The sequence below is a fragment of the Streptomyces sp. NPDC043870 genome (assembly GCF_056435785.1).
In genome coordinates, this window is the sequence record NZ_JBWKDT010000013.1 from 23,799 (window position 1) to 50,744 (window position 26,946).

Annotated in this window: 21 protein-coding genes; 16 read left to right on the forward strand and 5 right to left on the reverse strand. The window is 70.8% G+C overall.

Features of this window, described 5'->3' with window-relative positions; genetic code table 11:
- Positions 1–86 precede the first annotated feature (86 nt).
- The 9 genes from pstS to AC0699_RS18315 all read left to right on the forward strand — a co-directional run bounded on the left by pstS (position 87) and on the right by AC0699_RS18315 (position 13,398).
- Positions 87–1,772: a phosphate ABC transporter substrate-binding protein PstS gene (gene pstS, locus AC0699_RS18275; protein WP_478661150.1), complete on the forward strand. Its 1,686-nt coding sequence runs from the start codon at positions 87–89 to the stop codon at positions 1,770–1,772.
- Positions 1,769–4,348, forward strand: a complete 2,580-nt coding sequence (locus AC0699_RS18280) for a hypothetical protein (protein ID WP_478661153.1) — start codon at positions 1,769–1,771, stop codon at positions 4,346–4,348. The genes pstS and AC0699_RS18280 overlap by 4 nt, the downstream gene beginning before the upstream one ends.
- Before the next feature lie 97 nt (positions 4,349–4,445).
- A complete protein-coding gene (locus AC0699_RS18285) occupies positions 4,446–5,444 on the forward strand; it encodes a hypothetical protein (protein ID WP_478661154.1) in 999 nt (332 codons plus the stop codon).
- A gap of 87 nt (positions 5,445–5,531) precedes the next feature.
- Entirely contained in the window at positions 5,532–7,106 is a 1,575-nt protein-coding gene (locus AC0699_RS18290; protein WP_478661156.1) for an Ig-like domain-containing protein, read from the forward strand.
- Positions 7,107–7,272: 166 nt separating this feature from the next.
- Positions 7,273–9,240 (forward strand): hypothetical protein, encoded by a 1,968-nt coding sequence (locus tag AC0699_RS18295; protein ID WP_478661158.1) that lies wholly within the window; start codon positions 7,273–7,275, stop codon positions 9,238–9,240.
- A 58-nt stretch (positions 9,241–9,298) separates the two neighbouring features.
- Positions 9,299–10,204: a hypothetical protein gene (locus AC0699_RS18300; protein ID WP_478661160.1), complete on the forward strand. Its 906-nt coding sequence runs from the start codon at positions 9,299–9,301 to the stop codon at positions 10,202–10,204.
- A gap of 20 nt (positions 10,205–10,224) precedes the next feature.
- A complete protein-coding gene (locus AC0699_RS18305) occupies positions 10,225–11,523 on the forward strand; it encodes an Ig-like domain repeat protein (protein ID WP_478661162.1) in 1,299 nt (432 codons plus the stop codon).
- The gene (locus tag AC0699_RS18310) at positions 11,520–12,494 is read left to right on the forward strand and encodes a sortase (RefSeq protein ID WP_478661165.1); all 975 of its coding nucleotides are present in this window, start codon (positions 11,520–11,522) and stop codon (positions 12,492–12,494) included. Before AC0699_RS18305 ends, AC0699_RS18310 begins: the two co-directional genes overlap by 4 nt.
- Positions 12,495–12,579: 85 nt before the next feature.
- The gene (locus AC0699_RS18315; protein WP_478661437.1) at positions 12,580–13,398 is read left to right on the forward strand and encodes a phosphate ABC transporter ATP-binding protein; all 819 of its coding nucleotides are present in this window, start codon (positions 12,580–12,582) and stop codon (positions 13,396–13,398) included.
- A gap of 105 nt (positions 13,399–13,503) precedes the next feature.
- Here AC0699_RS18315 and mctP read toward each other — a convergent pair whose 3' ends face one another.
- The 3 genes from mctP to AC0699_RS18330 form a co-directional block, all read right to left on the reverse strand.
- Positions 13,504–15,129: a monocarboxylate uptake permease MctP gene (gene mctP, locus AC0699_RS18320; protein ID WP_478661167.1), complete on the reverse strand. Its 1,626-nt coding sequence runs from the start codon at positions 15,127–15,129 to the stop codon at positions 13,504–13,506.
- Entirely contained in the window at positions 15,126–15,380 is a 255-nt protein-coding gene (locus AC0699_RS18325; protein ID WP_453666921.1) for a DUF3311 domain-containing protein, read from the reverse strand. The genes mctP and AC0699_RS18325 overlap by 4 nt, the downstream gene beginning before the upstream one ends.
- A gap of 345 nt (positions 15,381–15,725) precedes the next feature.
- Positions 15,726–16,493, reverse strand: coding sequence for a GntR family transcriptional regulator (locus AC0699_RS18330; protein ID WP_478661441.1), 768 nt, complete (start codon positions 16,491–16,493; stop codon positions 15,726–15,728).
- A gap of 294 nt (positions 16,494–16,787) precedes the next feature.
- Here AC0699_RS18330 and AC0699_RS18335 point away from each other — a divergent pair, with 294 nt between their 5' ends.
- The 4 genes from AC0699_RS18335 to AC0699_RS18350 all read left to right on the forward strand — a co-directional run bounded on the left by AC0699_RS18335 (position 16,788) and on the right by AC0699_RS18350 (position 21,522).
- On the forward strand, positions 16,788–18,071 hold the full coding sequence (locus AC0699_RS18335; protein ID WP_478661168.1) for an extracellular solute-binding protein: 1,284 nt from the start codon (positions 16,788–16,790) through the stop codon (positions 18,069–18,071).
- A gap of 76 nt (positions 18,072–18,147) precedes the next feature.
- Entirely contained in the window at positions 18,148–19,152 is a 1,005-nt protein-coding gene (locus AC0699_RS18340) for a carbohydrate ABC transporter permease (RefSeq protein ID WP_478661170.1), read from the forward strand.
- Positions 19,149–20,000, forward strand: a complete 852-nt coding sequence (locus AC0699_RS18345) for a carbohydrate ABC transporter permease (RefSeq protein WP_478661172.1) — start codon at positions 19,149–19,151, stop codon at positions 19,998–20,000. The genes AC0699_RS18340 and AC0699_RS18345 overlap by 4 nt, the downstream gene beginning before the upstream one ends.
- Positions 20,001–20,010: 10 nt before the next feature.
- Entirely contained in the window at positions 20,011–21,522 is a 1,512-nt protein-coding gene (locus AC0699_RS18350) for a glycoside hydrolase family 3 protein (RefSeq protein ID WP_478661174.1), read from the forward strand.
- An 84-nt stretch (positions 21,523–21,606) separates the two neighbouring features.
- On the opposite strand, the gene nagB is transcribed toward AC0699_RS18350, so the two are convergent.
- A complete protein-coding gene (nagB, locus tag AC0699_RS18355; protein ID WP_478661176.1) occupies positions 21,607–22,392 on the reverse strand; it encodes a glucosamine-6-phosphate deaminase in 786 nt (261 codons plus the stop codon).
- A 172-nt stretch (positions 22,393–22,564) separates the two neighbouring features.
- Here nagB and AC0699_RS18360 point away from each other — a divergent pair, with 172 nt between their 5' ends.
- On the forward strand, positions 22,565–23,635 hold the full coding sequence (locus tag AC0699_RS18360) for an SIS domain-containing protein (protein ID WP_478661178.1): 1,071 nt from the start codon (positions 22,565–22,567) through the stop codon (positions 23,633–23,635).
- 34 nt (positions 23,636–23,669) lie between these two features.
- Here AC0699_RS18360 and AC0699_RS18365 read toward each other — a convergent pair whose 3' ends face one another.
- Complete coding sequence (locus tag AC0699_RS18365; RefSeq protein WP_478661180.1) at positions 23,670–24,428, reverse strand: SDR family oxidoreductase; 759 nt, start codon at positions 24,426–24,428, stop codon at positions 23,670–23,672.
- 83 nt (positions 24,429–24,511) lie between these two features.
- On the opposite strand from AC0699_RS18365, the gene AC0699_RS18370 reads away from it, so the two are divergent.
- Both AC0699_RS18370 and AC0699_RS18375 read left to right on the forward strand, forming a co-directional pair.
- Positions 24,512–25,123 carry a TetR/AcrR family transcriptional regulator gene (locus AC0699_RS18370; protein WP_478661182.1) on the forward strand — a complete coding sequence of 204 codons (612 nt, stop codon included), beginning with the start codon at positions 24,512–24,514 and terminating at the stop codon, positions 25,121–25,123.
- A gap of 351 nt (positions 25,124–25,474) precedes the next feature.
- Positions 25,475–26,941, forward strand: a complete 1,467-nt coding sequence (locus AC0699_RS18375) for a sensor histidine kinase (protein WP_478661444.1) — start codon at positions 25,475–25,477, stop codon at positions 26,939–26,941.
- Positions 26,942–26,946: the final 5 nt, after the last annotated feature.

A 26,946-nucleotide genomic window follows, 5' to 3' on the forward strand; every position in this document is an offset into this window, starting at 1 on the left:
TGCCCCGTACCGACCGAACCGACCAGGAGTCACCTGCCATGCCCGGATCGCCTCCGGCAACCACAGCACACCTTCGCCTGAGAATCGTGACCGCCTTCGTTCTCCTGGCCGCCCTCCTGTTCGGCGCCGCGATGCCGGGCGCCGAGCCCGCCTCCGCTGCGACCTACGTGCCGATCTCGGGCGCGGGATCCACCTGGAGCCAGAACGCGATCGAGCATTGGCGCGCCAACGTCAAGCAGTACGGCATGACGGTGAACTACACCGGAAACGGTTCGTCCGACGGCCGCAACCAGTTCCGCAACGGCACCGCGGACTACGGCGTCTCCGAGATCCCCTACGGCATCAAGGACTCGGGAGTCGTCGACTCCCCACCGTCGCGCAAGTACGCCTACATGCCGATCGTCGCCGGCGGTACGTCCTTCATGTACAACCTCACGATCGGCAACCGGCGGGTGACCAACCTCCGGCTGTCCGGCGAGGTCATCGCCAAGATCTTCACGGGGCAGATCAAGACCTGGAACGACCCGGCGATCAAGGCGGACAACCCGGCGCTCGCCGCCGCGCTGCCCGCCCGCCGGGTGGTGCCCGTGGTGCGCTCGGACGGCTCCGGCACCACGGCGCAGTTCACCACCTGGCTGAGCAAGCAGCACACCTCGCTGTGGGACGCCTACTGCGGGCGGGCGGGCCGCAACACCCCCTGCGGGGCGACGTCCAACTACCCGCTCGTGCCGGGCAGCGGCTTCGTCGGCCAGTCCGGATCGAACGGTGTGTCCGGCTACGTCGCCGAGCCGAAGAACATCGGGACGATCACCTACGTCGAGTACTCCTACGCGGTGTACACCACGGGCTTCCCGGTGGCGAAGGTGCTCAACGCGGCCGGGTACTACACCGAGCCGACCGCCAAGAACGTGGCGGTGGCGCTGACGAAGGCGGAGATCGAGGACAACGCCACCTCGCCGGCCTACCTCACCCAGAAGCTCGACCGCGTCTACAACGACCGGGATCCGCGCACCTATCCGCTCTCCAGCTACAGCTACATGATCATCCCGACCAAGCTGGAGTCGAACTTCAACGCCCAGAAGGGCAAGACGCTCGGCGCCTTCGCGTACTACTTCCTCTGCCAAGGGCAGCAGCACGTGGACAACCTCGGCTACTCGCCGCTGCCGATCAACCTGGTGCAGGCCGGTCTGAAGCAGGTCCGCAGGATCCCGGGCGTCGATGTCGAGTCGATCAACATCAAGGACTGCCGCAACCCCACCTTCTCCAGCGACGGCACCAACACCCTGGTCAAGACCGCGCCCTACCCAGCAGCGTGTGACAAGAAGGGCACGACGCAGTGTGCGACCGGCACCGGCGGCGCGAAGACCCCGACGACCGTCAACGGCTCCGGTTCGGGCTCCGGCTCCGGTGCCTCCGGCGGTGCGGGTACGTCCGCGCAGGGCGGTGCCACGGGCGGCGCGGGCGCCTCCGGAGGGACGGCAGCGGGCACGGGAGGCAAGGCGGCGGGCGGCACTTCGGCCGGCGCGGGCGGCGGCGCGGCCGCGGGCGGCGCCGGCGGGGCGACGGTCGACCCGGACACCGGGCAGGTCATCGGGGCCGGGGCCGCGGGCGGAGGCGGCAACGTCGACGCGTTCGCCGTACCGGTCACCACCTCAGGGACCATCGGCAGCGGTATGCGGACCGCGCTGATGGTGGTCTCGGGCGTGCTGCTGCTGGCCGTGACGGTCGGCCCTCCGCTGCTCAACAGGCGGCTGAAGCGGAGGACCTCGTGATCGCCGCACTGCGCCGCTTCCTGCGGACCTCCACCACCGTCGCCCTCGTCCTGCTGACGATCACCGGAGCAGCGGTCCTCGTCACGGCGCCGGGCTCCGCCGACGCCGCCGACCGCAGCGCCTCCGGAGGCGGATCCGCGGTCTCCGTCGCCGGGAAGGGCCCCTTCGCGGGCCTGAAGGTGACCGTCAGCCAGACCCGCAATCTGGTCAACCAGGTGATCAAGATCTCCTGGACCGGTGGCGCCCCCACGATCTCGGACACCACCTACGCGGCCAACTTCCTCCAGGTCATGCAGTGCTGGGGGGACAAGGCCACGGGGCCCGACCCGCAGCAGTGCCAGTTCGGCGGCACGTCCGCGCTGGGCGCGGGCGCGGGCAGCCAGGCGGCCGGTGCGTACACCAACACCCGCCAGCTCAACTACGGCGGCAGGCTGAAGGACAAGGACCAGGTCCTGCCGCCGGCGACGCCCAGCGGCATCTCCTACATGCCGTTCAGGACGTCCGCCGGTGAGGTGTCCACGAAGGGGAACTGGAACGACTTCTACGACGTGAACACCACCAACGAGGTGCCCTACGCCCGCACCGGCCCCGACGGCAAGGGCGAGGTGTACTTCGAGACCCAGACCGCGCTCGAGGCGCCCGGTCTGGGGTGCGGCGAGGTGCCCCGCGGCGCGTCGAACCCCGCCGCCGGCCGCGGCTGCTGGCTGGTCGTCGTACCACGCGGCGAGAGCGAGGTCGACGGAAGCGCCCACACCGCCCAGCCGAGCGGCCTGCTGCAGTCCTCGCCGCTCAGCGCGAGCAACTGGAAGCACCGGCTCGTCGTCCCGCTGCGCTTCGAACCGATGGGCAACTTCTGCCCGATCGGCGCCGACGAGCGCAGCACGCTCGGCAACGAGCTCATCTTCGAAGCCGTCGTCCGCTGGCAGCCGGCGCTGTGCCAGACCGGCTCGAAGACGACCTATGTGAACGCGCAGGTCACCGATGACACCGCCCGGGGCAAGCTGATCAACTCCGACAAGCCCGGAATGGTCTTCCTGGGCCGCCCGGTCACCGGCGGCGAGATGCCGGCCGATCGGCGACCGGTGTACGCGCCCGTGGCCCTGTCCGGCCTCACCCTCGGCTTCTTCGTCGAGAGCCAGGCGGGCTTCAACGCGCCCGCCGAGGTCAAGGCACGCGACGGAGCACGGCTGACCTCCCTCAACCTCACCCCGAGGCTGGCCGCCAAGCTGCTCACCGCGTCGTACCAGGACGGCAACTCGCGCTTCGCACCCAGCACTGCCCGCAATCCGTTCAACCTGGGCAACGACCCCGAGTTCCGCGCGCACAACCCCGCGTACAAGGACCTCGACTTCGCGGGCAGCCTCGGCGACGCACTCGTCCCCGAGGCGGTCTCCGACGCGACCTGGCAGCTGTGGAACTGGATCAACCAGGACCCGGCCGCGCGGGAGTTCCTGAACGGTACTCCCGACAACGAGGGCCGGTACGGCAACGCCGGCTACTCGGGGATGAAGGTCAACGAGCACTACCGCGGCATGAAGCTGCCGGTGAACCACTTCCCCAAGAGCGACCCGTTCTGCCAGAAGTTCGACGACCACCCCGACCACCCGCTGTGCATCCAGGACAAGCACCCGTACGCCACCGACATGCACGCCGCCGCCCGCGCGGCCGCCCGCGGTGACACGCTCGCCCGAGCGACGTGGGACAGCACCACCGACCCGCCCGGCTACAAGAAGAACCCCCCGCAGCCCACGGGCAGGCGGGCCATCCTCGCGCTGACCGACACGGCGACGGCGAGCCGCTACGGGCTGGTCACCGCGAGGCTCCAGAACGCCGCAGGCCGGTTCGTCGCCCCCGACACGCCCGGTCTGCTCGCCGCCCAGGCGGCGATGAAGCCCACCGGCGTCGCCGGAGTGGTCACCACCGACCCGGTCGCCAAGGCCGCGGGCGCCTACCCGCTCGCCCTGCTCACCTACGCCGCCACCGTGCCCGAGCTGCTGACCGAGAAGGAAGGCCGGGAGTACGCGGAGCTGCTGCGGTACGCGGTCGGTCCCGGACAGCAGCCCGGAGTGTCGGCCGGAACCCTGCCCGAGGGCTACACCCCGCTGCCGAACGGCCTGCGCGCCCAGACCCGCGCCGCGGCGGACTCCATCGTGTCCCGCGCGGGCGCCTCGCCGGGTCCCGGGGGCGGACCCGGCGGCGGCTCCGGTCAGGCCGGCGGGACCGGCCAGAACGCCTCGGGCGGTGCGGCGTCAGGCGGCGGCGCCGCGAGCGGCGGCTCACCGGCAGGAGGCGCATCGGGCGGCGCGTCGGCCGGCACCGGGCCGTCCACGGCAGCAGCGGTGAAGCCGTCCGGCTCACCGACCTCGCCGGCGGCCCCCGCCGCATCCGACGCGCTGCTGCCGCGCACTCCCGCCTGGGCGCTCGGCGCCGTGCGCTACGCCCTGCTGATCGCCCTCGTCGTGGGGCTCGCCGCCGCAGCCGGCGGACCCCTGCTGCCGAGGGTCGTGCCCCGGCTGTCGGCAGGCATCGAGGCCTGGCGCGCCAGGGCCAAAGAGCCCTCGGACCAAGGGAGGTGATGCCCGAAGCCGATTCTTCGACAGGTCCGCGCCAACGAACTGTCTGACCAACGTGCCGGGCACCACCCGGCGAAAGCCTATCCGAGAGGTAACGCACGTGAACAAGAAGAAGACAGCCGTCGCCGTCGCCGGCATCGTCGGCCTGCTCACCGGCACCGTCTGCGCCAGCCAGGCCGTCGCCGAGCCGTCCGGCCCGCCGCCGTACCGCCAGCTGTCCGGCGTGGGTTCCGACACCACGCAGGACGTGATGAACGGCCTCGCCAACGCCATCACCATCAACGGCACCAAGGTGATCGGCTCGTACGACGCCACCGGCTCGGCCCAGATCACCACCAAGGACCCCGCCACCACGCCCGGTTGCACGATGAACCGTCCCAACGGTTCGGGCGCCGGACGTACCGCCCTGCTGAACTCCCTGCAGGCCGGCAACGGCTGTCTGGACTTCGCCCGCTCGTCCAGCCTCAACCTGGCCGCCGCGAACCCGGGACTGACCTACGTCCCGTTCGCCGTCGACGCGGTCAGCTACGCGATCACGCCGACCAGCACCGTTCCGCGCAAGCTCTCCCTGGCCGACCTCAAGGCCATCTACCACTGCGACCCGAACTACGTGGGCAGTGCTCCCAACTTCAGCCTCAACGTGTACCTGCCGCAGGCCGGCTCCGGTACCCGCAGCTTCTGGGAGTCCACGATGGGCATCACCGACGCCGACGTGGTCGCGGGCGTGTACCCGTGCATCAAGGACACCAAGGGCGGTGCGCCGGTCCAGGAGCACGACGGCCGTGTCCTCGACGACAAGTCGATCGTCCCGTTCTCCATCGCGCAGTACAACTCCCAGTCCACCCAGACCATCGCCGACCTGCGCGGCCGCGCGATCCTGGGCACCATCGACGGTCTTGCGCCCACCACGCTCAACAGCAAGTTCGGTGTGAAGCGCGATGTCTACAACGTCGTCCCGACCAGCAAGATCGGGACGGCTCCGTACAGCACCGTCTTCGTCGGTCCGGACTCCCTCGTCTGCAAGCAGGAGGCCGTGATCAACACCTACGGCTTCGCGGCCAACGCGAACTGCGGCGACACCACCAAGCAGACCCCCTGACGCGCCCGCGCGACGTTTTGTAGTGCTCCACCTCGTTTCTGATCGTTTCTGATCCGCTTTCGTCCTTCCAAGAAGGAGAGCACGACTGTGTGGAAGAACTCGCTCTCGCGGACCCTGGCGGGTGGGCTCGCGGGCCTGGTAGCCGTGCTGGCGGGCGGCCTGGTGCTGGCCCCGGCCGCGCACGCCGCCGACATCGGCACCGCCGCCGTCACCCCGGCGACCGGCTCCGACACCTCCAGCATGACGCTGACCACCTCGGGCCCCTGCCCGGACAACGCCACCAACATCATCGTCTCGGTCAAGGGCTCGGGCTTCCCGGCCGAGGGCCAGAACGTCGTCGGCAACTCGCCGATCGGCACCTACGGATCGACGCCGGACGGCGGGCTGGTCATCCCGCTGTCCCAGACGATGCGTGACTACGCCAACACGGCCGGATTCAGCAACCTGACGGGCAAGTACAGCTTCCTCGTCACCTGCCGCACGGCGTTCAACGCCACGAGCCTCGGCGACTTCCCGGCCGCGGTCTGGTTCACGTCCAACACGGCGTACCAGGACACCGACCCGGCCGTGAAGACCGACACCACCACCTCCCTCGCGCTGTCCCCGGCCGGCCCCGTCACCCAGGGCACCCCGGTGACGCTGACGGCGTCCGTGGCCCCCGCCGCGGCGGGCGGCACCGTGCAGTTCCGCGACAACGGCGCGCCGCTCGGCAACCCGGTGAACGTCTCGGGCGGCCAGGCCGTGCTCACCACCTCCAGGCTGGGCACGGGCAGCCACTCGCTGACGGCCGTCTTCACGCCGTCCGGCGCCGCCTACAACGGCTCCACCTCCACCGCGGTCTCGTACACGGTCAACGCCGCACCGGCGACGGCGACCACGACCGCGCTGGCCGTCTCCCCGGCCGGTACCGCTGCCCAGTTCAGCCCCGTCAGCATGACGGCATCGGTGTCGCCCGCGTCGGCGGCCGGTTCCGTCAAGTTCCAGGACACCGTCGGCGGTACGACCACGACGCTGGCCACGGTGCCGGTCGCCGCCGGTCAGGCCGCCTTCACCACCAGCAGCCTGGCGCCCGGTGACCACTCCTTCTCGGCGACCTTCGTCCCGTCGAACCCGGCCGCGTACCTCGGCTCCGACTCCGGTGCCGTCCCGTATGTGATCGGCGCCTTCGCCGGTGTCACCGCCTCGCAGGACATCACCACCACCGTCGAGCCGGGCGGGCTGGTCATCAGTGTCGAGAACCCGCACGTCACCCTGCCCTCCCCGGTGCTGAACGCCAACGGTGACCTGCTGGCCACCACCGGCGCCATCAACCCGGTCACGCTCACCGACACCCGCGCCGGCAACCCCGGCTGGTTGGTCAGCGGTCAGGTGACCGACTTCTCCGACGGTGGTACGCACAAGATCAACGGCCAGAACCTCGGCTGGACCCCGAAGGTGATCGACAAGGGTGCGTCCCAGACGGTCACCGCCGGCGCGGCGGTCGCCGCGGCGAACGGTGTCGCCCCCGGCGACGCGGGCACGGCCGGACTCAAGTCCTCCCGTTCCCTCGCCACCGGTACCGGCCTGGGCACCGCCCACGTCGGCGCCGACCTGGGCCTCAACGCCCCCACCTCTACCGTGGCCGGCACCTACACCGCCACGCTCACCCTGACGGCCATCTGACCCGGTCGGATGGGCATGGGGCGGCCACGCCCCCCGGAAAGGGCCGCCCCGGCCGGGACGGGCAGCGATGCCCGTCCCGGCCACCCGCGCCGCCCCTCCCGCACCCCTCGCACCCCCGCCCCTTTCGCACCGCCCGTCCTGCCCGCGCCCGATCGGACGACCTGACATGATCACCACCTCAGCCCGCCGTATCGCCGCCGTCCTCGCCGCCTGTCTCCTCGCCGTACTCCCGGGCACCGCCGCGGCCGCGACGGCCGCACCGGCGCCGGCCGGCCGGCACAGCGACGGCGGTCAGGGCCGTGCCACCTTCGGCGTCCAGCCGTCGGCCGCGAAGAAGCCCGACGCGCGGCCGAACTTCTCGTACGGCGCGACCCCGGGCGCCGTCGTCAAGGACCACATCGCCGTCTTCAACCACGCCAACCGGCCGCTGACCCTGCGTGTGTACGCCGGTGATGCCTTCACCACCGCCGACGGGGGCTTCGACCTGTTCGCGGCGGGACACAAGCCGACCGATGTGGGCGCCTGGGTGAAGCTCGGCAAGAACGTGCTGAGCGTGCCACGGCGCTCCCATGTGATCGTCCCGTTCACCATGACCGTGCCGCGCAACGTCACTCCCGGTGACCACGTCGGCGGGATCGTCGCGTCGCTGTCCGCTGTGCGCACCGACAAGAAGGGCAACAAGGTCGCGGTCGACCAGCGCGTCGGCGCACGGATCTACCTCCGGGTGGCCGGTGAACTCTCCCCGCAGCTCTCCGTCGAGGATCTGCACACGACGTACCACGGCACCGCCAACCCCTTTGGCAGCGGCTCCGCGACCGTGACCTACACCCTCCGCAACACCGGCAACGTCCGGCTGGCGGCGCGTCAGACGGTGCACGTGCGCGATCCGTTCGGCGGCACGGCCGACGTGGACAAGTCCCGAGACATCGCCGAGCTGCTGCCCGGCGCCGCCCTGAAGATCACGGCACAGGCCACCGATGTCCTCCCGGGGATGCGGGACACCACCACGGTGACGGTCGACCCCCGGCCCGTGCGCGGTGACGTCAAGCACCGCGTACTGCCCCGGGTCACCCGGACCGAAGCCTTCAGGGCCATGCCGTGGGCGATGCTCGGTCTGCTGCTGGCCGTCGCCGCCGTGACGGCCCTGCTGCTGGTACGCAGACGCCGCCGTCGGCGTGGACCGCGGGCCGCCGGCGCGGGCGAATCGGACCGGCCCCGCAGCGCCGCGTCGTCCGGGGCACCCCGGTCGGCGCCGTCGTTGCTGTCCTCGCTGTCGGCACCGCTGTCTGCGCTGTCGCCGTTCTCTCCGCCGAAGCATGCCGTCGGCCTGGCCACGGTCCTGCTGGTCGCGGGCGCGGGCGTGGCGGGCACCCCGGCCGACGCGCTCGCGGCCGGCGCGGGGGGACCGGAGAAGGGCGCGCTCGCGGTCACTCCCGGCAAGGGCAGCGACACCGAACCGATCACGCTCACCGCCGCCGGCCCCTGCCCCGCCAAGGCATCGAACGTCATCGCCCGGGTCTTCGGAGCGGGCTTCGCCCGCGACGGTCAGATCGTCGTCGGCAACGCCCCGGTCACCACCTACCCGAAGTCACCGGGCGGTGGCCTCGCGATCCCGCTGACGTTCACGATGCGGGACTACGCCGGCACGGCCGGGTTCACCACGCTGCGCGGCACCTACACCTTCACGGTCAGCTGCCTCAAGGGCGCCTTCGACCCGACCAGTCTGCGGGACTTCACCGGGTCGCTGCGCTTCACGGCGAGGGACGCGTACCGCGACGGGACTCGCGTCGCCGCCGCCGAGAAGGCCCCGGCCACGCAGGCCCCGGGGCAGCCGAAGCAGCCCGTACCGCCGACCGCGTCGGGGGGCGGTACGGGCACGGGACCGGGGAGCGCGGCGGGCGCGGGCGGCGCGCCCGCCGCCCCCGCCGACGGTTCCGGCGCAGCCGCGCCCGGCCGGTCCGGACCCGTCACCTCGGCGGCCGGCGAGGCGCCGGGCACCTCCGGCACCTCACTCATCGCCTGGTCGGCCGGGGGATTCGCCCTCGCCCTCCTGGCACTGCTCACCGGTGCCGCCCAGTGGGCGCGCGGCCGCAGGGCCCGTACCGCCGCCGCCGATTCCGAACCGGCCGACTGAACAGCACCGCCGCCACCCATCGACCCACTGCCTGATCCACTGTCAAGGAGAGAACACCGTGTCCTTCACACTCAAGCCCCGTAACCCGATATCCCGGGCGACCGCCGTGCGCGTCGGATCGCTGATCGTCGCGTGCGGCGCGGCGGGGCTGCTCGCGACGACCTCCGCGCGCGCCGAGGCCGCCGGCACGATCGAGGTGACCCCGGCCACCGGCACGGACACCACCGGGATGCAGCTGACCACCTCGAAGGCATGCCCGGAGACGGCGACCAACCTCATCGTCACGGTGAAGGGCACGGGCTTCCCGGCCGAGGGCCAGAACGTGGTGAGCAACTCCCCGATCAGCACGTACTCGACGTCGCCGAGCGGCGGCATCGTGGTGCCGCTGACGCAGACGATGCGGGACTACGCCAGCACCGCGGGCTTCACCACCCTGCAGGGCCGCTACGACTTCACCCTCACCTGCCGCACCGCCTTCAACGGCACCAGCCTGGGCGACTTCACCGCCCCCATCTGGTTCACCTCCAACACCGCGTACCGAAACACCGACCCCGCGGGGCCGACCACGACGCCGACCACCACGCCCACGGGCACCGCGTCTCCGACGGACACGGCATCGCCCACGGGCACCGCGTCTCCGACGGACACGGCATCGCCCACGGACACCGCGTCTCCGACGGACACGGCATCGCCCACGGACACCGCGTCCCCGACGGACACGGCATCGCCCACCGACACCGCTGCCACGGGCGGCGACTCCCAGGGCATCACCACCAACGTCAGCAGCGGAGCCTCGGGCGGCTCGGGCGGCTCGGGCGGCGGCAAGGGCTCGCTGGCGGCCACCGGCGCCGACGCGGCCGCGCTGGGCGTCCTCTCGGCCGCACTGATCGCGGCGGGCGTCCTCGTCGTCCGGCGGATGCGCCTGCGCGAGGAGTTCCCCGTCACCGACACCACCGACGTCTGAGCCGGGAAGAGACACCGACCATGAAGTTCACGACCGCACGCCGCACCCTGTCGGCCGCGCTCGTCCCGCTGCTGACCGCCGGCGCGATCACGCTGGGCACGGCCGACGCCCGGGCCGACGTCCTCGGTGCGCTCGAGGTGGCCCCGGGCACCGGCACCGACACCAGCGGCATCACCCTGACCACCCCGGCACCGTGCCCGGAGGCGGCGACCAACCTGATCGTCTCGGTGAAGGGCACGGGTTTCCCGGCCGAGGGCCAGAACGTGGTGAGCAACTCCCCGATCAGCACGTACTCGACGTCGCCGAGCGGCGGCATCGTGGTGCCGCTGACGCAGACGATGCGGGACTACGCCAGCACCGCGGGCTTCACCACCCTGCAGGGCCGCTACGACTTCACCCTCACCTGCCGGCCCGCCTTCGGCCCCGCCACGTACGGCGACTTCACCGCGCCCATCTGGTTCACCTCCAACACCGCGTACCAGAACACCGCGCCCATCGCGGCGACCACGACCACCCTCGCAGCGGCCCCGGTGAGCCCCGTCGTCCAGGGCGCGTCCGTGCAGCTGACGGCGACGGTCACCCCGGCCGCGGCCGCCGGCACGGTGCGCTTCCTGGACGGTGCCGCCCAGCTCGGCGACCCGGTCGCGGTCGTGGCGGGGAAGGCGTCGCTGACCACCAGCGCCCTGGCCGTCGGAACCCACGTCGTGAAGGCGCAGTTCACCCCGTCCGACCCGGCCGCCTACGCCGCTTCGGCCTCCGCCGCCCTGTCCTACACGGTCAAGATCAAGCCCCCGGCGGTCACCACACCGGCGAAGGTGACCGGTACCGTCAGGGTCGGCTCGACGGTGACCTGCAGCGCGGCGTTCAGCGGTGCGTCCTCGGTCAGCTACCGCTGGCTCCGCGACAACGCCGCCATCAGCGGCGCGACCGCGCGCACCCGTACGCTCGCCGCCGCCGACCACCCGCACAAGATCGCCTGCCGGGCGACCGCGGCCAACAGCACCGGCACCACGGCCTCCACCAGCCCGGCCCTGTCCGTCGGGCTCGGTCCCGCGCTGCGGGTCGGAACGAAGCCCTCGATCACCGGCACGGCCAAGGCCGGCTACCGGCAGACCGCCAGGCCCGGCACCTGGACTCCCGCCGCCACGACGTACAGCTACGTCTGGAAGCGTGACGGCCGGGTGATCCGCGGCGCCACCCGCTCCACGTACTACCCGACCTCGGCGGACCGGCGTCATCTGCTCACCGTCACCGTCACGGCGAAGCGCGCCGGATACGCCTCGGGCACCGCCACGTCCGCCTCGCGGAGGATCGGATGACAGCACCGGGTGCCCTGGCCGACGCCACGACCCAGGACGACCGGTCACGGCCGGCCGACGGCGGGTCACCTGCCGGCTCGCCGGCCCCGGAGCCCGGCCGGGCCGGTCAGGCGCGCCCCGCCGCCGGCCCCGGCCTGCGCGTCCTCGGCGCGGCACTGAGCATCCTCGCCGCGCTGCTGCTGGGATTCGTCGTCGACGTGGGCCTCGTCGGCGATCTCCGGCACGCCCGCGACCGGCAGGTCGACTACGCCGCCTTCCGTGGCGCACTGGCCAACGGGGTCGCCCCGGTCGGCAGGTCGGCGGGCGGCGGCACGGCACCGGAGGCCGGTGAGCCGACGGCGCTGCTCGAGATTCCCGCGCTCCGTCTGCGGGAGGTCGTCCGGGAGGGCACCACGGCTCAGGATCTGGCCCGTGGTGCCGGTCACCGCAGGGACACCGCCCTGCCGGGCCAGGCAGGGGTGAGCGTCATCATGGGCCGCCAGGCGACGTACGGGGGCCCGTTCCGGCACATCGGGGAGCTGAGCACGGGGGACCGGTTCAGCGTGACCACCGGTCAGGGCAAGCACACCTACCAGGTGATCGGGCCGCGCCGGGGCGGTGACCCCCAGCCGCCCGCGCTCACCGCGGGCCGGGGCCGGCTCACCCTCGTCACCGCCGAGGGCACGCCGTTCATGCCGAGCGGAATCCTGCGGGTGGACGCCGATCTGGTCTCGGACGTCCAGCCGACGCCCCCTTCGTCCGTCCCGCCGGGTGCCCTGCCCGAGGACGAGAAGCCGATGGCCATGCAGCAGACGGCCTGGTTGCCGCTGGTGCTGTGGGGCCAGGGGCTGGTGCTGGCTGCCGCGGCCCTCGCCTGGGCGCACGCGCGCTGGGGACGGCCGCAGACCTGGGTGGTCGGGGTACCCGTGCTGGGCGCGCTCGGCCTCGCGGTCGCCGATCAGGCGGCGCTGCTCCTCCCGAACCTGCTGTGACCCGAATGAGTAAGGACATGCCGTGACCGAACAGAGCACTCAGACCGCGACCACCCTGCCGCTTCCGGTGCACTCCGACGACGCCGTGCGGACCGGGGGGTCCGGAGGGCCGGGGGGTTCCGGGGGTTCAGGGGCCACCCTCGAAGCCCGCCGGATCTCGGCCTGGTTCAGCGACCACAAAGTCCTCGACCGGGTGTCGCTGACCATGCCGGCGAGCCTGGTCACGGCCCTCATCGGCCCGTCCGGCTGCGGCAAGTCGACCTTCCTGCGGATCCTCAACCGTATGCACGAGCTCATCCCGTCCGCCTTGCTCGCGGGCGAGGTGCTGATCGACGGCAAGGACATCTACGCGGCGGGGCAGCGGCTGACCGAGGCGAGGCGCCAGATCGGCATGGTCTTCCAGAAGCCCAATCCGTTCCCGGCGATGTCCATCTACGACAACGTCACGGCCGGGCTGAAACTGACCGGTGTCCGGATGGGCGGCGCCGCCAAGGACGACCTCGTCGAGGAGTGCCTGACCAAGGCGGGCCTGTGGAAGGAGGTCCGGGCCCGGCTCCGTCAGCCCGGCGGCGCGCTCTCCGGCGGCCAGCAGCAGCGTCTGTGCATCGCGCGCTCCCTGGCCGTACGCCCCAAGGTGCTGCTGATGGACGAGCCCTGCTCGGCCCTCGACCCCACCTCCACGCGCCGTATCGAGGAGACCATCAGGGAACTGGCCCACGAGGTGACGATCGTGATCGTCACCCACAACATGCAGCAGGCGGCCCGCGTTTCCGACCAGTGCGCCTTCTTCCTCGCGGAGCAGGGCACCCCGGGCGCGATCGTCGAGCACGGTCCCACACCGGCGATGTTCTCGTCGCCCGCCGACCCGCGTACGGCGGACTATGTCGAGGGCCGGTTCGGGTAGCCGGCGCATCACGCGCGGAGCGCGGCCGGTGGGGGACCGGGCCGCGCACGGACACGGCAACGGGCCGCCGTCTCCTCACGGGAGGAGACGGCGGCCCGTCGTACGTCAGTGGGTAGCGGCGGTCGCCTTCGGGAGCTCCACCTGGACGCCCGCGTCCCCCGCGTCCGCCGTGTAGTCCTCCGGGGACGTCTCGTCGACTCCGTCCGGCGCCTTCGCCGCGCGCAGGACGAACGTCAGGACGACCGTCACCACCACGTTCAGCACGAAGGCCGTCAGACCGATGTAGCCGATCTCCCCGATCCCGGGAATCTCGGCCGACGAGCCGCCGAAGTGCTTCTGCGTGGGGCTGGCGACCCCGTACGCCGCCATCGTGCCGTACAGCATGCCGGCCGCCCAGCCCGCGATCAGCGCCCAGCGGTGGAACCACCGCGTGAAGAGGCCGCCGACCAGGGCCGGGAAGGTCTGCAGGATCCAGATGCCGCCCAGCAGCTGGAAGTTGATGGCGACCGTCTTGTCCATCGTCAGGACGAAGACCAGCGCGCCCACCTTCACCAGCAGCGACACCAGCTTCGACACCTTGGTCTCCTGCGCCGGCGTCGCGTCCGGCTTCAGGAAGTCCTTGTAGATGTTGCGGGTGAAGAGGTTCGCCGCGGCGATCGACATGATCGCCGCCGGCACCAGCGCGCCGATGCCGATGGCCGCGAAGGCCACACCCGCGAACCAGTCGGGGAACATGTTCTCGAACAGCTGCGGGATGGCGAGCTGACCGTTGGTCACCTTCACCCCGGCCGCGATCGCCATGAAGCCGAGCAGCGCCAGCAGCCCGAGCATCAGCGAGTACAGCGGCAGGATCGTCGTGTTGCGGCGGATCACCTCACGGCTGCGCGAGGACAGCGTCGCCGTGATCGAGTGCGGGTACATGAAGAGCGCGAGCGCCGAGCCGAGCGCCAGCGTGGCGTAGCCCCACTGGCCCAGCTCCCCGGGCACCAGCGCGCCTCGCGGCTTCTCCGTCGCCGGGTTGATCTGCGCGAACGCCTCGCCCGCCTTGGCGAAGATGTCGTCGAAGCCGCCGAGCTTGATCGGGATGTAGATGATCGCGACCGCGATCACGATGTAGATCAGCGTGTCCTTGACGAAGGCGATCAGCGCCGGAGCCCGCAGACCGGACGAGTACGTGTACGCCGCCAGGACACCGAAGGCGATCAGCAGCGGCAGGTCCTTGATGAACCAGTTCGTGTTCTCACCCCCGCCGACGCCCATGACGTCCAGCACGGCCTGGATGCCGACGAGCTGCAGCGCGATGTACGGCATCGTCGCGAGGATGCCGGTCACCGCGACCGCCAGCGACAGCCCCTTCGAGCCGAAGCGCCCGCGCACGAAGTCGGACGTCGTCACGTAGCCGTGCTTGTGCGACACGGACCACAGCCGCGGCAGGAAGGTGAAGATCAGCGGGTAGACGAGGATCGTGTACGGCACCGCGAAGAAGCCCGCCGCGCCCGCCGCGTAGATCGCCGCGGGTACGGCGACGAAGGTGTACGCGGTGTAGAGGTCGCCGCCCAGCAGGAACCAGGTCACCCAGGTGCCGAACGAGCGGCCGCCCAGGCCCCATTCGTCCAGGCTGTTCTCGTTCTCGGCCCTGCGCCAGCGCGACGCGAGGAAGCCCATGACCGTGACGGCCAGGAAGAAGAAGATGAAGACGGCGAGTGCGACGCCGTTCACGCCGTCCTTCACTTCGACGCCCCTTCCTTGCGGGCGCGCTGGTCACGCTGCCACAGCGTGTAGGCCACCATCGTCAGGGCCGTCGATATGACGACCCAGAGCATCTGGTACCAGTAGAAGAACGGGATCCCGGCGACGCTGGGCTCGACCTTCGCGTACGAGCCGACCCAGAGCATCGCGACGAACGGCGCGATGAGGCAGAGGGCCACCACCACCCGGACCGGGGTGACGGCCGGTTTTCTGTGTTCGGGTACTTCGGACATGAGCGGCTCCGTCCCGTCGCTGATCAGCGGTGCTGATGTAACGCGCACGAAATCTAGGGGACGAGTCCGCTCGATGGAACCCTCGTCCGGATAACGGACGAGGCAATCGCCCAACGGCTCGGCTCAGCCGCTCAGCGGCCGAAACCGACCGCTCGGCGGCTGATTCCGACCGTTCAACCCTTCATTCGGACCGCTCGGCCCGCCTTCGGGGCTGTGTTGTTCCGAGGGGCCCAGCCCGCCAGCCCCACCCTGCGGCCCGTCAGTCCCCCTCGGGCCGCTGCAGCCTCGCCACGCTGTGTTGTTCCGGGGGTAACCCCCGAACCCCCAGCCCCACCCTGCGGCCCGTCAGTCCCCCTCGGGCCGCTGCAGCCTCGCCACGAACTTGTACCGGTCCCCCCGGTACACCGACCGCACCCACTCCACCGGTTCACCGTTCCTGTCCAGCGAGTGCCGGGACAGCATCAGCATCGGCAGGCCCACGTCCGTACCCAGCAGTCCCGCCTCGCGCGGGGTGGCCAGCGAGGTCTCGATCGTCTCCTCGGCCTCCGCCAGATGGACGTCGTACACCTCGGCCAGGGCCGTGTACAGCGACGTGTACTTGACCAGCGAGCGCCGCAGCGCGGGGAAGCGCTTGGCCGACAGGTGCGTCGTCTCGATCGCCATCGGCTCGCCGCTCGCCAGCCGGAGCCGTTCGATCCGCAGCACCCGGCCGCCCGGCGAGATGTCCAGCAGCCCGGCGAGGGTGTCGTCGGCTGTGACGTATCCGATGTCCAGCAGCTGAGACGTGGGCTCCAGACCCTGCGCCTTCATGTCCTCGGTGTACGAGGTGAGCTGAAGGGCCTGCGACACCTTGGGCTTCGCGACGAACGTGCCCTTGCCCTGGATGCGTTCCAGCCGGCCCTCGACGACGAGCTCCTGAAGGGCCTGCCGCACGGTCGTGCGCGAGGTGTCGAACTCGGCGGCGAGCGTGCGCTCGGGCGGTACGGGCGTGCCCGGCGGCATCGTCTCCGTCATGTCGAGCAAGTGCCTCTTGAGCCGGTAGTACTTGGGCACGCGTGCGCTGCGGGTCGCCGTCCCGTTCTCCGGCTCGATGCCGCCCCCGTCCGTGGCCATGGCCTGCCTTCCCGACTCGTGTGCTGCTGCCGTCACCGGCTCCTCCGTCTAGTTGCGGCTCACATGGTGGCACGGTCCGGTCGCGGGTCGTCGCCCTCCCTCAGGTGTCGGTCCGATAACGGACGCGACAGCCCTTCTTATACACCCTTGACACCCCTAAAGGTCTAGGCCAAGCTCCCGGGTACTGGTCTAAACCATTAAAGACCAAGTCCCAGCCCCACGAGCAGTACTCGGCGTATGTCTCCGTATGTCTTCGCGGTGGGCGGGGGTTGCAGCATCCCTGAGGAGGGTGGCGTGAAGCGCAAGCTCATCGCGGCGATCGGCGTCGCGGGCATGATGGTCGGCATTGCCGCGTGCGGCTCCGAGAGCGACAAGGGCGGGGACAAGGCCGGGGCGGACGTCAAGGAGATCACCGTCTGGCTGACGGTCGACGCCCAGAACAACTGGCCCGAGCTGGTCAAGGCGGCCGATGCCGCGGTCGTCAAGAAGCACCCCGGCATCAAGATCAAGCACGAGTACTACGGCTGGCCGGACAAGAACGCCAAGCTCGACGCCGTCCTCGCCACGGACAAGGCCCCCGACGTGGTCGAGATGGGCAACACCGAGATGCTCGGCTACATGGTCAAGGGCGCCTTCGCCGAGGTCGACCCGGCGAAGTTCGAGCAGTCCGACGCCTGGCTGGACGGCCTCAAGGAGTCCGTCTCGTACGACGGCAAGACCTATGGCGTGCCGTACTACGCCGGTGGCCGTGTGGGCAACTGGCGCAAGGACGTCGCTGCCGAGGCCGGGGTGAAGGCGGCCCCCAAGACGTACGCCGAGCTGACTGCCGCCCTCGACAAGATCCAGGCGAAGAAGGGCGACAAGTTCAGCGCCTGGTACCAGCCTTCGCCGGACTGGTACGCCGCGATGTCCTTCGTCTACGACGCGGGCGGCGCCATCGCGAAGAAGGAGGGCGACCAGTGGAAGTCCACCCTCTCCTCGCCCGAGTCCGTCAAGGGCCTCAACGAGTACAAGAGCGTGCTCGACAAGTACATGAAGGCCGACAAGACCAAGGACGAGTCGGACCGTTACATCGTGTACGGCCAGGGCAACGCCGGCATGATCTTCGGCGCCGCCTGGGAAGGTGCCACCTCCGAGGCCCCGGAGAACGACAAGACCGGCAAGCTCAAGGGCAACCTCGAGAACTTCGTGATGCCCGGCCCGTCCGGCAAGAGCCTCCCCGTCTTCCTCGGCGGCTCGGACCTGGCCATCCCGGTCAAGTCCAAGGCGCAGGACGTCGCCGCCGAGTGGATCAACGCCTTCACGGGCGCCCAGGGCCAGAAGGGTCTGATCGGCAAGGGCAACCTGCCGAACAACAAGACGGACCTGGCGACCCTGAAGGCCGACCCGAAGACGGCCGTCCCGGCCACCGCCGCCGAGTCCAACTGGTTCGTCCCGATGGCGCCGGGCTGGGGCCAGGTCGAGAAGGCCCAGACCCTCAAGACGATGCTGCGCGAGATCGGCACCGGCAAGAAGACGGTCGAGGAGGCCGCGAAGGCCGCGGACGCCGCGATCGACAAGGTCATCAACACCAAGTGACCTTCCGGCAGGGCCCCGTCGGGCGACGACGGGGCCCTGCTCCCGTACGAGGAGAGGGACCGCTGAGGAGCGCCGGATGAGTGCCGCTGACACAACCACTGCCAAGGTGCCGCCGAAGCGGCCGTCGACATCCCCGGGCGCCGGGGCCGATGCCGGGGGAGCCGGAAAGCCGGGTGAGCGGCGGCGCGCGGGCGGTGGGGCCGCGGTGCCGTGGACACTGCTCGCGCCCTGTCTGCTCGTCCTTCTGCTGGTCCTCGGCTATCCGCTGGTCCGGCTGGTCACCCTCTCCTTCCAGAAGTTCGGTCAGGCGCAGCTGTGGGGCTTCCAGGAGCCCGAATCGGTCGGCTTCGCCAACTTCACCAAGATCCTGGGAGACGCCGAGTTCTGGACCGTCGTGGTCCGCACGGTGGTCTTCGCCGGCGGCGCGGTCGTCCTCACCATGGTCCTGGGCATGCTGACGGCCCTGCTGCTCCAGCGCGTCTCCGGCTGGGTGAAGACGCTGGTCAACATCGCGCTCGTGGCGAGCTGGGGCATGCCCATCATCGTCGCCACCGCCATCTTCAAGTGGCTCTTCGACACCGACTACGGCGTTCTCAACTGGGTGCTCAGCCAGTTGCCCGGGGTCGACATGATCGGGCACAACTGGTTCTCCACCGGCCCGCAGGGCCTTGCCGTCATCATGCTGCTGGTCGTCTGGGGCGCCGTGCCCTTCGTCGTCATCACGCTGAGCGCCGGACTCACCCAGGTCCCCAAGGAGCTCGAAGAGGCGGCCCGCCTCGACGGGGCCGGCTCGTGGGGCGTCTTCCGCTATGTCACGCTGCCGGTCCTCAAGCCCATCATCGTGATGCTCACGACGCTCTCGGTCATCTGGGACATGGGCGTCTTCCCGCAGGTCTTCGTGATGCGCAACGGCCACCCCGAGGCCGAGTTCCAGCTGCTCACGACGTACTCGTACGACAAGGCCTTCGTGGTCAACGACTACAGCGGCGGCTCGGCGATCGCCCTGGTGACGGTGATCCTGCTGCTCGGCGTGGTCGCCGTCTACATGCGCCAGATGCTCAAGATCGGAGAAGTCGAGTGAGCGCATCGACCCCTGCCGCGGTCCGCCGCCCCGGAAGGAGCAAGCTCGGCTGGAACCTGCTCGGCCTGCTGGTCTTCATCACGGCCGGCTTCCCCGTCTACTGGATGCTCAACACGGCCTTCAAGCCGGCCAAGGACGCCATCGACCCGAACCCGCACTTCTTCCCCAGGGTCTTCACCCTGGAGAACTTCTCGCGGGCCTTCGACGTCGCCGACTTCTGGGGACCGGTCGGGCGCAGCCTCATCGTCTCGCTCGTCGTGGTCGCCATCGGCATCGTGGTCGGCATGCTGGCGGCGCTCGCCATCTCCCGGTTCGCCTTCCGCGGCCGGAAGATCGTGATCGTGGGGATCCTGGCGGTCCAGATGGTCCCGCTGGTAGCCATGATCATCCCGGTCTTCCTGCTGCTCAACGACCTCGGTCAGTACGACAAGCTCACCGGCCTGATCATCACGTACCTCACCTTCATCCTCCCCTTCACGGTGTGGACGCTGCGCGGGTTCATCGTCAACATCCCGAAGGAGCTGGAGGAGGCGGCTATGGTCGACGGCTGCACCCGCACCGGTGCCTTCATGCGCGTGGTCTTCCCGCTGCTCGCCCCGGGCATGGTGGCCACGTCCGTGTACGGCTTCATCCAGGCGTGGAACGAGTACCTGTACGCGCTGATGCTGATGAGCCAGCAGAACCAGACGGCCACCGTCTGGCTCGGCAATTTCAGCACCAAGCACGGCACGGAATACGCGCCGATGATGGCCGGCGCCACGATGATGGCCGTTCCCATCGTGGTCCTCTTCCTCCTCGTCCAGCGCAAGATGGCCGCGGGTCTGACGGCCGGCGCAGTGAAGGGATGACGCGGTCGACATGACGACTCTCGTACACGGCTCCGACACGCTCACGCGTGACGCTCTCGCCGTCCTCCAGCCCGGTTTCCTCGGCACCACCGCCCCCGACTGGCTGCTGCGCCGGATCGGTGAAGGGCTCTCCTCCGTCGGCCTGTTCGGCCGCAACATCGCCTCACCCGGCCAACTGGCCGCGCTCACCTCGCAGCTGCGGGCCGAGCGTGACGACGTACTCGTCGCGATCGACGAGGAAGGCGGGGACGTCACCCGTCTGGAGGTCCGTACCGGCTCCTCCTTCCCCGGCAACTACGCCCTCGGGTCCGTGGACGACGTCGGGCTGACCCGGGCGGTGGCCCATGAGCTCGGCCGCCGGCTCGCGGAGTGCGGGGTCGACCTCAACTGGGCCCCGTCCGCCGACGTCAACTCAAACCCGGACAATCCAGTCATCGGGGTGCGTTCCTTCGGGGCCGACCCGCAACTGGTCGCCCGGCACACCGCCGCGTACGTCGAAGGACTCCAGTCCGCCGGGGTCGCTGCATGCACCAAGCACTTCCCCGGACACGGCGACACAGCCGTCGATTCACACCATGCGATGCCCCGCATCGATGTGGAGTTGGCCACGTTGCACGCCCGTGAGCTGGTGCCTTTCCACGCGGCCATCACAGCGGGTTCCAAGTCGGTCATGAGCGCGCATATCCTGCTACCCGCGCTCGACCCGGACCGCCCGGCGACCCTGAGCCCGCAGATCCTCACCGGTCTGCTGCGCCAGGAGCTGGGCTACGACGGCCTGATCGTCACCGACGGCATGGAGATGCAGGCCATCGCCGGAACGTACGGAATCGAGCGCGGCAGTGTCCTCGCGATCGCCGCCGGTGCCGACGCGATCTGTGTCGGCGGCGGCCTGGCCGACGAGGACACCGTGCTGCGGCTGCGCGACGCGCTGGTCACCGCGGTACGCCAGGGCGAGCTGCCCGAGGAACGACTGGCCGACGCGGCCGCGCGCGTGCGCGCGCTCGCGGACTGGACCAGGGGGGCCAGGGGGGCGGCATCGGAGCCGGGCGCGGCTTCACAGGAGGGGACCGCGCCCGGCACCGACATCGGCCTGACCGCGGCCCGGCGGGCGGTACGCGTGACGGCGGGGGAGCGGCCCCACCAGCCCCTGACCTCGCCGCCGTACGTCGCCGCGTTCACGCCCGTGGCCAACATCGCGGTCGGCGACGAGACCCCGTGGGGCGTCGCGGCGGAACTGGCCCGGCTGCTTCCGGGCACGGAGACGGGCACGTACGCGGACTCCGCGGTCGATGACGTCCTCCTGGCCGCGGGCGACCGCAGGATCGTCGCGGTCGTCCGCGACGCGCACCGCCACCCGTGGATGATCCGGTCCCTGGACGCGCTCCTCGCGGCCCGCCCGGACACGATCGTGGTCGAAATGGGCCTCAACCAGGCCGAGCCGCGCGGCGCCCTCCACGTGGCGACCTTCGGCGCGGCGAGGGTCTGCGGCCGTGCGGCGGCGGAGGCGATCACGGGCGGGTAGCCCATCCGGCGCGCCCTCGAAGACCGAGGCCCGGCCGCCCCAAGCGGGGGGCGGCCGGGCCTCACCGTACGGGTACGGCAGCGGCTACAGCCCCTGCCAGGCCGGCTTGTTCGCGTACGTGTGCCGGAAGTAGTCCGCGAGCTTCAGCTTGGACGCGGCCGCCTCGTCCACGACCACGGTCGCGTGCGGGTGCAACTGGAGCGCCGAGGCCGGTACGACCGCCGCAACCGGCCCCTCGACGGTCTGGGCGACCGCCTCCGCCTTCCCCTCGCCCGTCGCGAGCAGCACCAGATGCCGCGCCTCCAGAATCGTCCCGATCCCCTGCGTGATCACGTGGTGCGGTACCTCCTCGATGTCCCCGTCGAAGAACCGCGCGTTGTCCACCCGCGTCTGCTCGGTCAGCGTCTTGATCCGCGTCCGCGAGGCGAGCGACGAGCAGGGCTCGTTGAACCCGATGTGCCCGTCCGTGCCGATCCCGAGCAGCTGGAGGTCGACGCCGCCCGCCTCCGCCAGCGCCGCGTCGTACGCCTCGCAGGCGGCCTGGACGTCCTGCGCCGAGCCGTCCGGGCCGATGAAGGCGTCCGCGCTCAGTCCGAGCGGCTCGACGACCTCACGCAGAACGACGGAGCGGTACGACTCGGGGTGCCCGGCCGGGAGGCCCACGTACTCGTCGAGCTGGGCTATCCGCGCCCGGGACGCGTCCACGTCCCCGGCCCGTACCTTCGCCGTCAGCGCCTCGTAGACGGGCAGCGGCGTCGATCCGGTGGCCACCCCGAGCAGCGCGTCGGGCTTGCGGCGGAGCAGGTCCGCGATGCCCTGGGCGATGAGCTCTCCGCCTGCCTTGGCGTCCTGGACGATGACAACTTCCACGCTGGGCCTGCCGATCGGTTGAAAGGTCACTGTGGTATAGACCAATCTAGCAGAATGGGGTGACGCCCCGGTGAATGCCGGCTGGCGGGGGCGCGGGCCCCCGTGGTCGACTGAGCCGGACGGCGTCCGGACCGTACGCAGGCACGTACGCAGGCACCTTTGGAGGCCCAGCATGTCCGCCACGACGTCAGCCGAGCACCGCGAGCAGCCGGGCACGATCATGTCCGGCGAGATGGCCGAGCAGCCCGCCGTGCTGCGCCGGATCCTCGACCGGGGAGCGCCGAGGATCCGTGAGGTCGCCGCGGAGATCGCCGCGCGGAAGCCGCGCTTCGTCCTGCTGACCGCACGGGGCACGTCCGACAACGCGGCGCTCTACGCGAAGTACCTGCTGGAGATCCGCCTCGGACTGCCGTGCGGGCTGACCTCGATGTCCACGACGACGGCGTACGGGGCGAAGCCCGATCTCACCGACGTCCTGGTGATCACGGTGAGTCAGTCGGGCGGCTCCCCGGACCTGGTGGCGTCCACCAGGGCCGCGCGGGAGGCGGGTGCGGTCACCCTCGCCGTGACGAACAACCCGGACTCGCCGCTGGCCGCGGTCTCGGAGTTCCACATCGACATCCTGGCCGGCCCGGAGAAGGCACTCCCGGCGACCAAGACCTACACGGCGTCGCTGCTGTCTCTTTATCTCTTCGTCGAGGGGCTGCGTGGTGGCGACGGCTCCGCGGCGCACGTCCTCCCCGGCCTCGCGGAGGAGATCCTGGCTCGCCGGGCCGAGGTGAAGGCCCTGGCCTCGCGCTACCGCTTCGCCGGGCGCATGGTCATCACGTCCAGGGGCTACGGCTATCCGACGGCCAAGGAGGCGGCCCTCAAGCTGATGGAGACGAGTTACATCCCGGCACTCTCGTACTCCGGCGCCGACCTGCTGCACGGGCCGCTGGCCATGGTCGACAACATCTCCCCGGTGATCGCGGTGGTGACGGACGGCCGCGGCGGCGAGGCCCTCCAGCCCGTCCTCGACCGCCTCCGCGGCCGCGGCGCGGACCTGGTCGTCGTCGGCCCGAAGCCTCAGGTCGAGGCGGCCTCCGCGGGGTTCGTCCTGCCCACGGAGGGAGTGGCGGAGGAGGTCCAGCCCATCCTGGAGATCCTTCCGCTCCAGCTCCTGGCGTACGAGGTGACCATCGCCCGCGGCCAGGACCCGGACGCGCCGCGGGCTCTCGCGAAGGTCACCGAAACGCGGTGACGGTGTGGGGGAACCGCGTTCCCCCACACCCCCGTCACGCCAGCGAGCCGCCCGATGTGTCGAGCCACTCGCCGGTGATCCAGCGGCCCGCGTCGGAGGCGAGGAAGGCCACCGCATCGGCGATGTCGGACGGGGTGCCCACGCGCCCCAGCGCCGACATCGCCGCCGCGCCCGCCCGCGCCTCGTCGCTCGTGCGCAGCCAGTCCGCGTTGATGTCCGTGTCGATGATGCCCGGGGCGACCGCGTTCACCGTGATGCCGCGGGGTCCGAGGATCTTGGAGAGATTCCGGGTGAACATGTCCAGCGCGGCCTTGCTCATCGAGTAGGCGATCAGGTCCGGCATCACCGCGGCCCGGGACAGCCCGGAGGAGATGTTGATGATCCGGCCGCCGTCCCGCAGCCGCTCCGCGCCCAGCTGGGTCACGAAGAACGGCGCCTTGGCGTTCACCGCGAAGGTCCGCTCGAAGTCCTCCTCGCGAATGTCCGCGAACCCGCGTCCACCCGCGATGCCGGCGTTGTTGACCAGGATGTCCAGCCCGTCGCCTCCGGAGGCCCGGTCGAACTGCTCCCACAGTCCCGCCGCGTCCCCCGGCACTCCCAGCTCCTGCCCGATCGCGAACGCCTCGCCGCCCGCATCCTCGATCGCCGCGACCGTCTCCTTCGCCGCGGCCTCGTTGCTGCCGTAGTGCACGGCCACCCGGGCGCCGTCCCGTCCGAGCCGCTCCGCGACGCCCCGTCCGATGCCCCTGCTGCCGCCGGTGACCAGTGCCGTCCTGCCTGTGAGCACGCCCATGGCGATGTCTCCCAATTTCCCTAGTGATCGCTACAGAAATGAACCGTAACAGATTCTCGAACGATCGCTATAGAATTTTCGGCATGGCGACGAAACAGCGCGGCAGGCCCCGCTCCTTCGACCGGGAGGCGGCCCTGCGGCAGGCCATGATGGTCTTCTGGGAGCACGGCTACGAAGCGACCTCGGTCGCGGACCTCACGCGCGTCATGGGCATCGGCGCGCCGAGCCTGTACGCGGCCTTCGGCGACAAGAAGGCCCTCTTCGAGGAGGTCGTGGGCGCATACGGGGACACGTACGGCGCCTTCATGGGCCGCGCCCTGGCCGAGGAGCCCACCGCCCGGGCCGCCATCGAGAGGATGGTGCGCGATGGCGCGGCGGAGTACTCCGACCCGGCACACCCATGGGGCTGCCTCGTGATCGGTGCGGCGGTCAACTGCACGACGCCGGAGGTCGCGGCCGCCCTGCGGGACCGGCGCGACACCAGCCTGGCCGCCATCGAGACCCGTATTCGCGCGGATGTCGCCTCGGGAGCTATTCCTCCCGGCACCGACCCGGCCGCCCTCGCCCGCTTCAGCGTGGCTGTACTCCAGGGTCTGTCGCTCCAGGCCCGTGACGGCGCGACGCAAGAGGCCCTGCAGGCCGCGGGGGAGATGGCGATGCGTGCGTGGCCGGGGGCGGGGCCGGATCCGCGGTGAAGGCCCCGAAAACACCCGCGGGCCGCGGCGCCAGGACGGGACCCTCAACCCATCCGGCACCGCAGCCCGGAGTTGCTCGGCCGGCGGGTGTGCGGTCCCACGCGGCCGTGGGAGGTCTCGGCGCAGTCAGGGCAGAGAGCGCCGGGTACCTCGGTCCACCCTCCTGTGCGGGGAGGGCGGAGGTATTTCGGGACCCGAGGTGAACCCCGGGGTGATGCGATCCGTACCATTGTGGACTAGACCATTCTGGTCTGTCCATCCATACGCACGGACTGGTTCCGGGCCCATCCTCCACCACGGAGCCCGATCCCGTCAGGTTCATACCGAAGGTACGCTCACAGCGTGCCCTCCATGAACGATCTCGTACGCCAGCACACCGCTCTGAGTGAGTCCGACCTCGAGTGGCTCCACCTGCTGGTCTCGGAGTGGCAACTGCTCTCCGACCTGTCCTTCGCCGACCTCGTGCTCTGGGTGCCCACTCTCGACGGTACCCGCTATGTCTCCGTCGCCCAGATGCGGCCCAACACCGGCCCCACCTCCTACCAGGACGACATGGTCGGGCATCTGGTTCCACGAGGCCGCCGTCCTCTTCTCGACGCGGCACTCGACGAGGGCCGGATCGTGCGCGAGGGCGACCCGGAGTGGCGCGAGGAGGTGCCGGTACGGGTCGAGTCCATCCCCGTACGCCGTGACGGCCGCGTACTCGGAGTGATCGCCCGCAACACCAATCTGCTGACCGTCCGCACCCCGAGCCGGCTGGAGCTCACCTACCTCCAGTCCGCCTCGGACCTTGCTCAGATGATCGCCGCGGGCGCTTTCCCCTTCCCCGGGCAACAGGTCGAGATGGACGCCTCCCCGCGCGCCGGCGACGGACTGATCCGCCTCGATGCCGACGGTGTCGTCCAGTACGCGTCCCCGAACGCCCTCTCCGCGTACCACCGCCTCGGCCTCGCCGCCGATCTCGTCGGCCAGCACCTCGGCCAGATCACCGCCGAACTCGCCCCGTCCCGCGGCCCGGTCGACGAAGCCCTGGTCAAACTCGCCAGCGGATACGCGCCTCGCGAGGCCGAGGTCGAGGGCAGCGGCGGCGTCATCCAGCTGCGCGCCATCCCGCTCAAGCCCAAGGGCCCCCGCATCGGCTCCCTCGTACTGCTCCGCGACGTCACCGAACTGCGCCGCCGCGAAAGGGAGTTGATCACCAAGGACGCCACCATCCGGGAGATCCACCACCGGGTGAAGAACAACCTCCAGACGGTCGCCGCGCTGCTGCGGCTGCAGGCCCGCCGGATGGACTCCGTCCGCGGCAGGGAGGCACTCAACGAGGCGGTCCGCCGCGTCGGCTCGATCGCGATCGTCCATGAGACGCTGTCTCATAACCTGGACGAGCGGGTCGAGTTCGACGAGATCGCCGACCGGGTGCTCGCGATGGTCGCCGAGATCTCCCCGGGCAAGGTCGAATGCCGCCGCACCGGCCGCTGCGGAATTCTCGACGCCGAGGTCGCGACTCCGCTCTCCATGGTCCTCACCGAAGTCCTGCAGAACGCCCTGGAGCACGCCTTCGCCCCGGGAGAGCACGGCACGGTCGAGGTCTCGGCGGTACGCGGGGGCCCGCGCTCCGACGAGCGGCTGCTGATCACCGTCCAGGACGACGGCCGCGGACTGCCCGAAGGCTTTGATCCGCAGCGGGCCGGCAACCTCGGTCTGCAGATCGTCAGGACCCTGGTCGAGGGGGAGTTGGGCGGCAGCTTCGACATGCAGCCCGCCCTCGGCCGCGGCACGCGCGTCGTCCTCGACATCCCGGTGTGCAACCAGAAGTAGCCCCG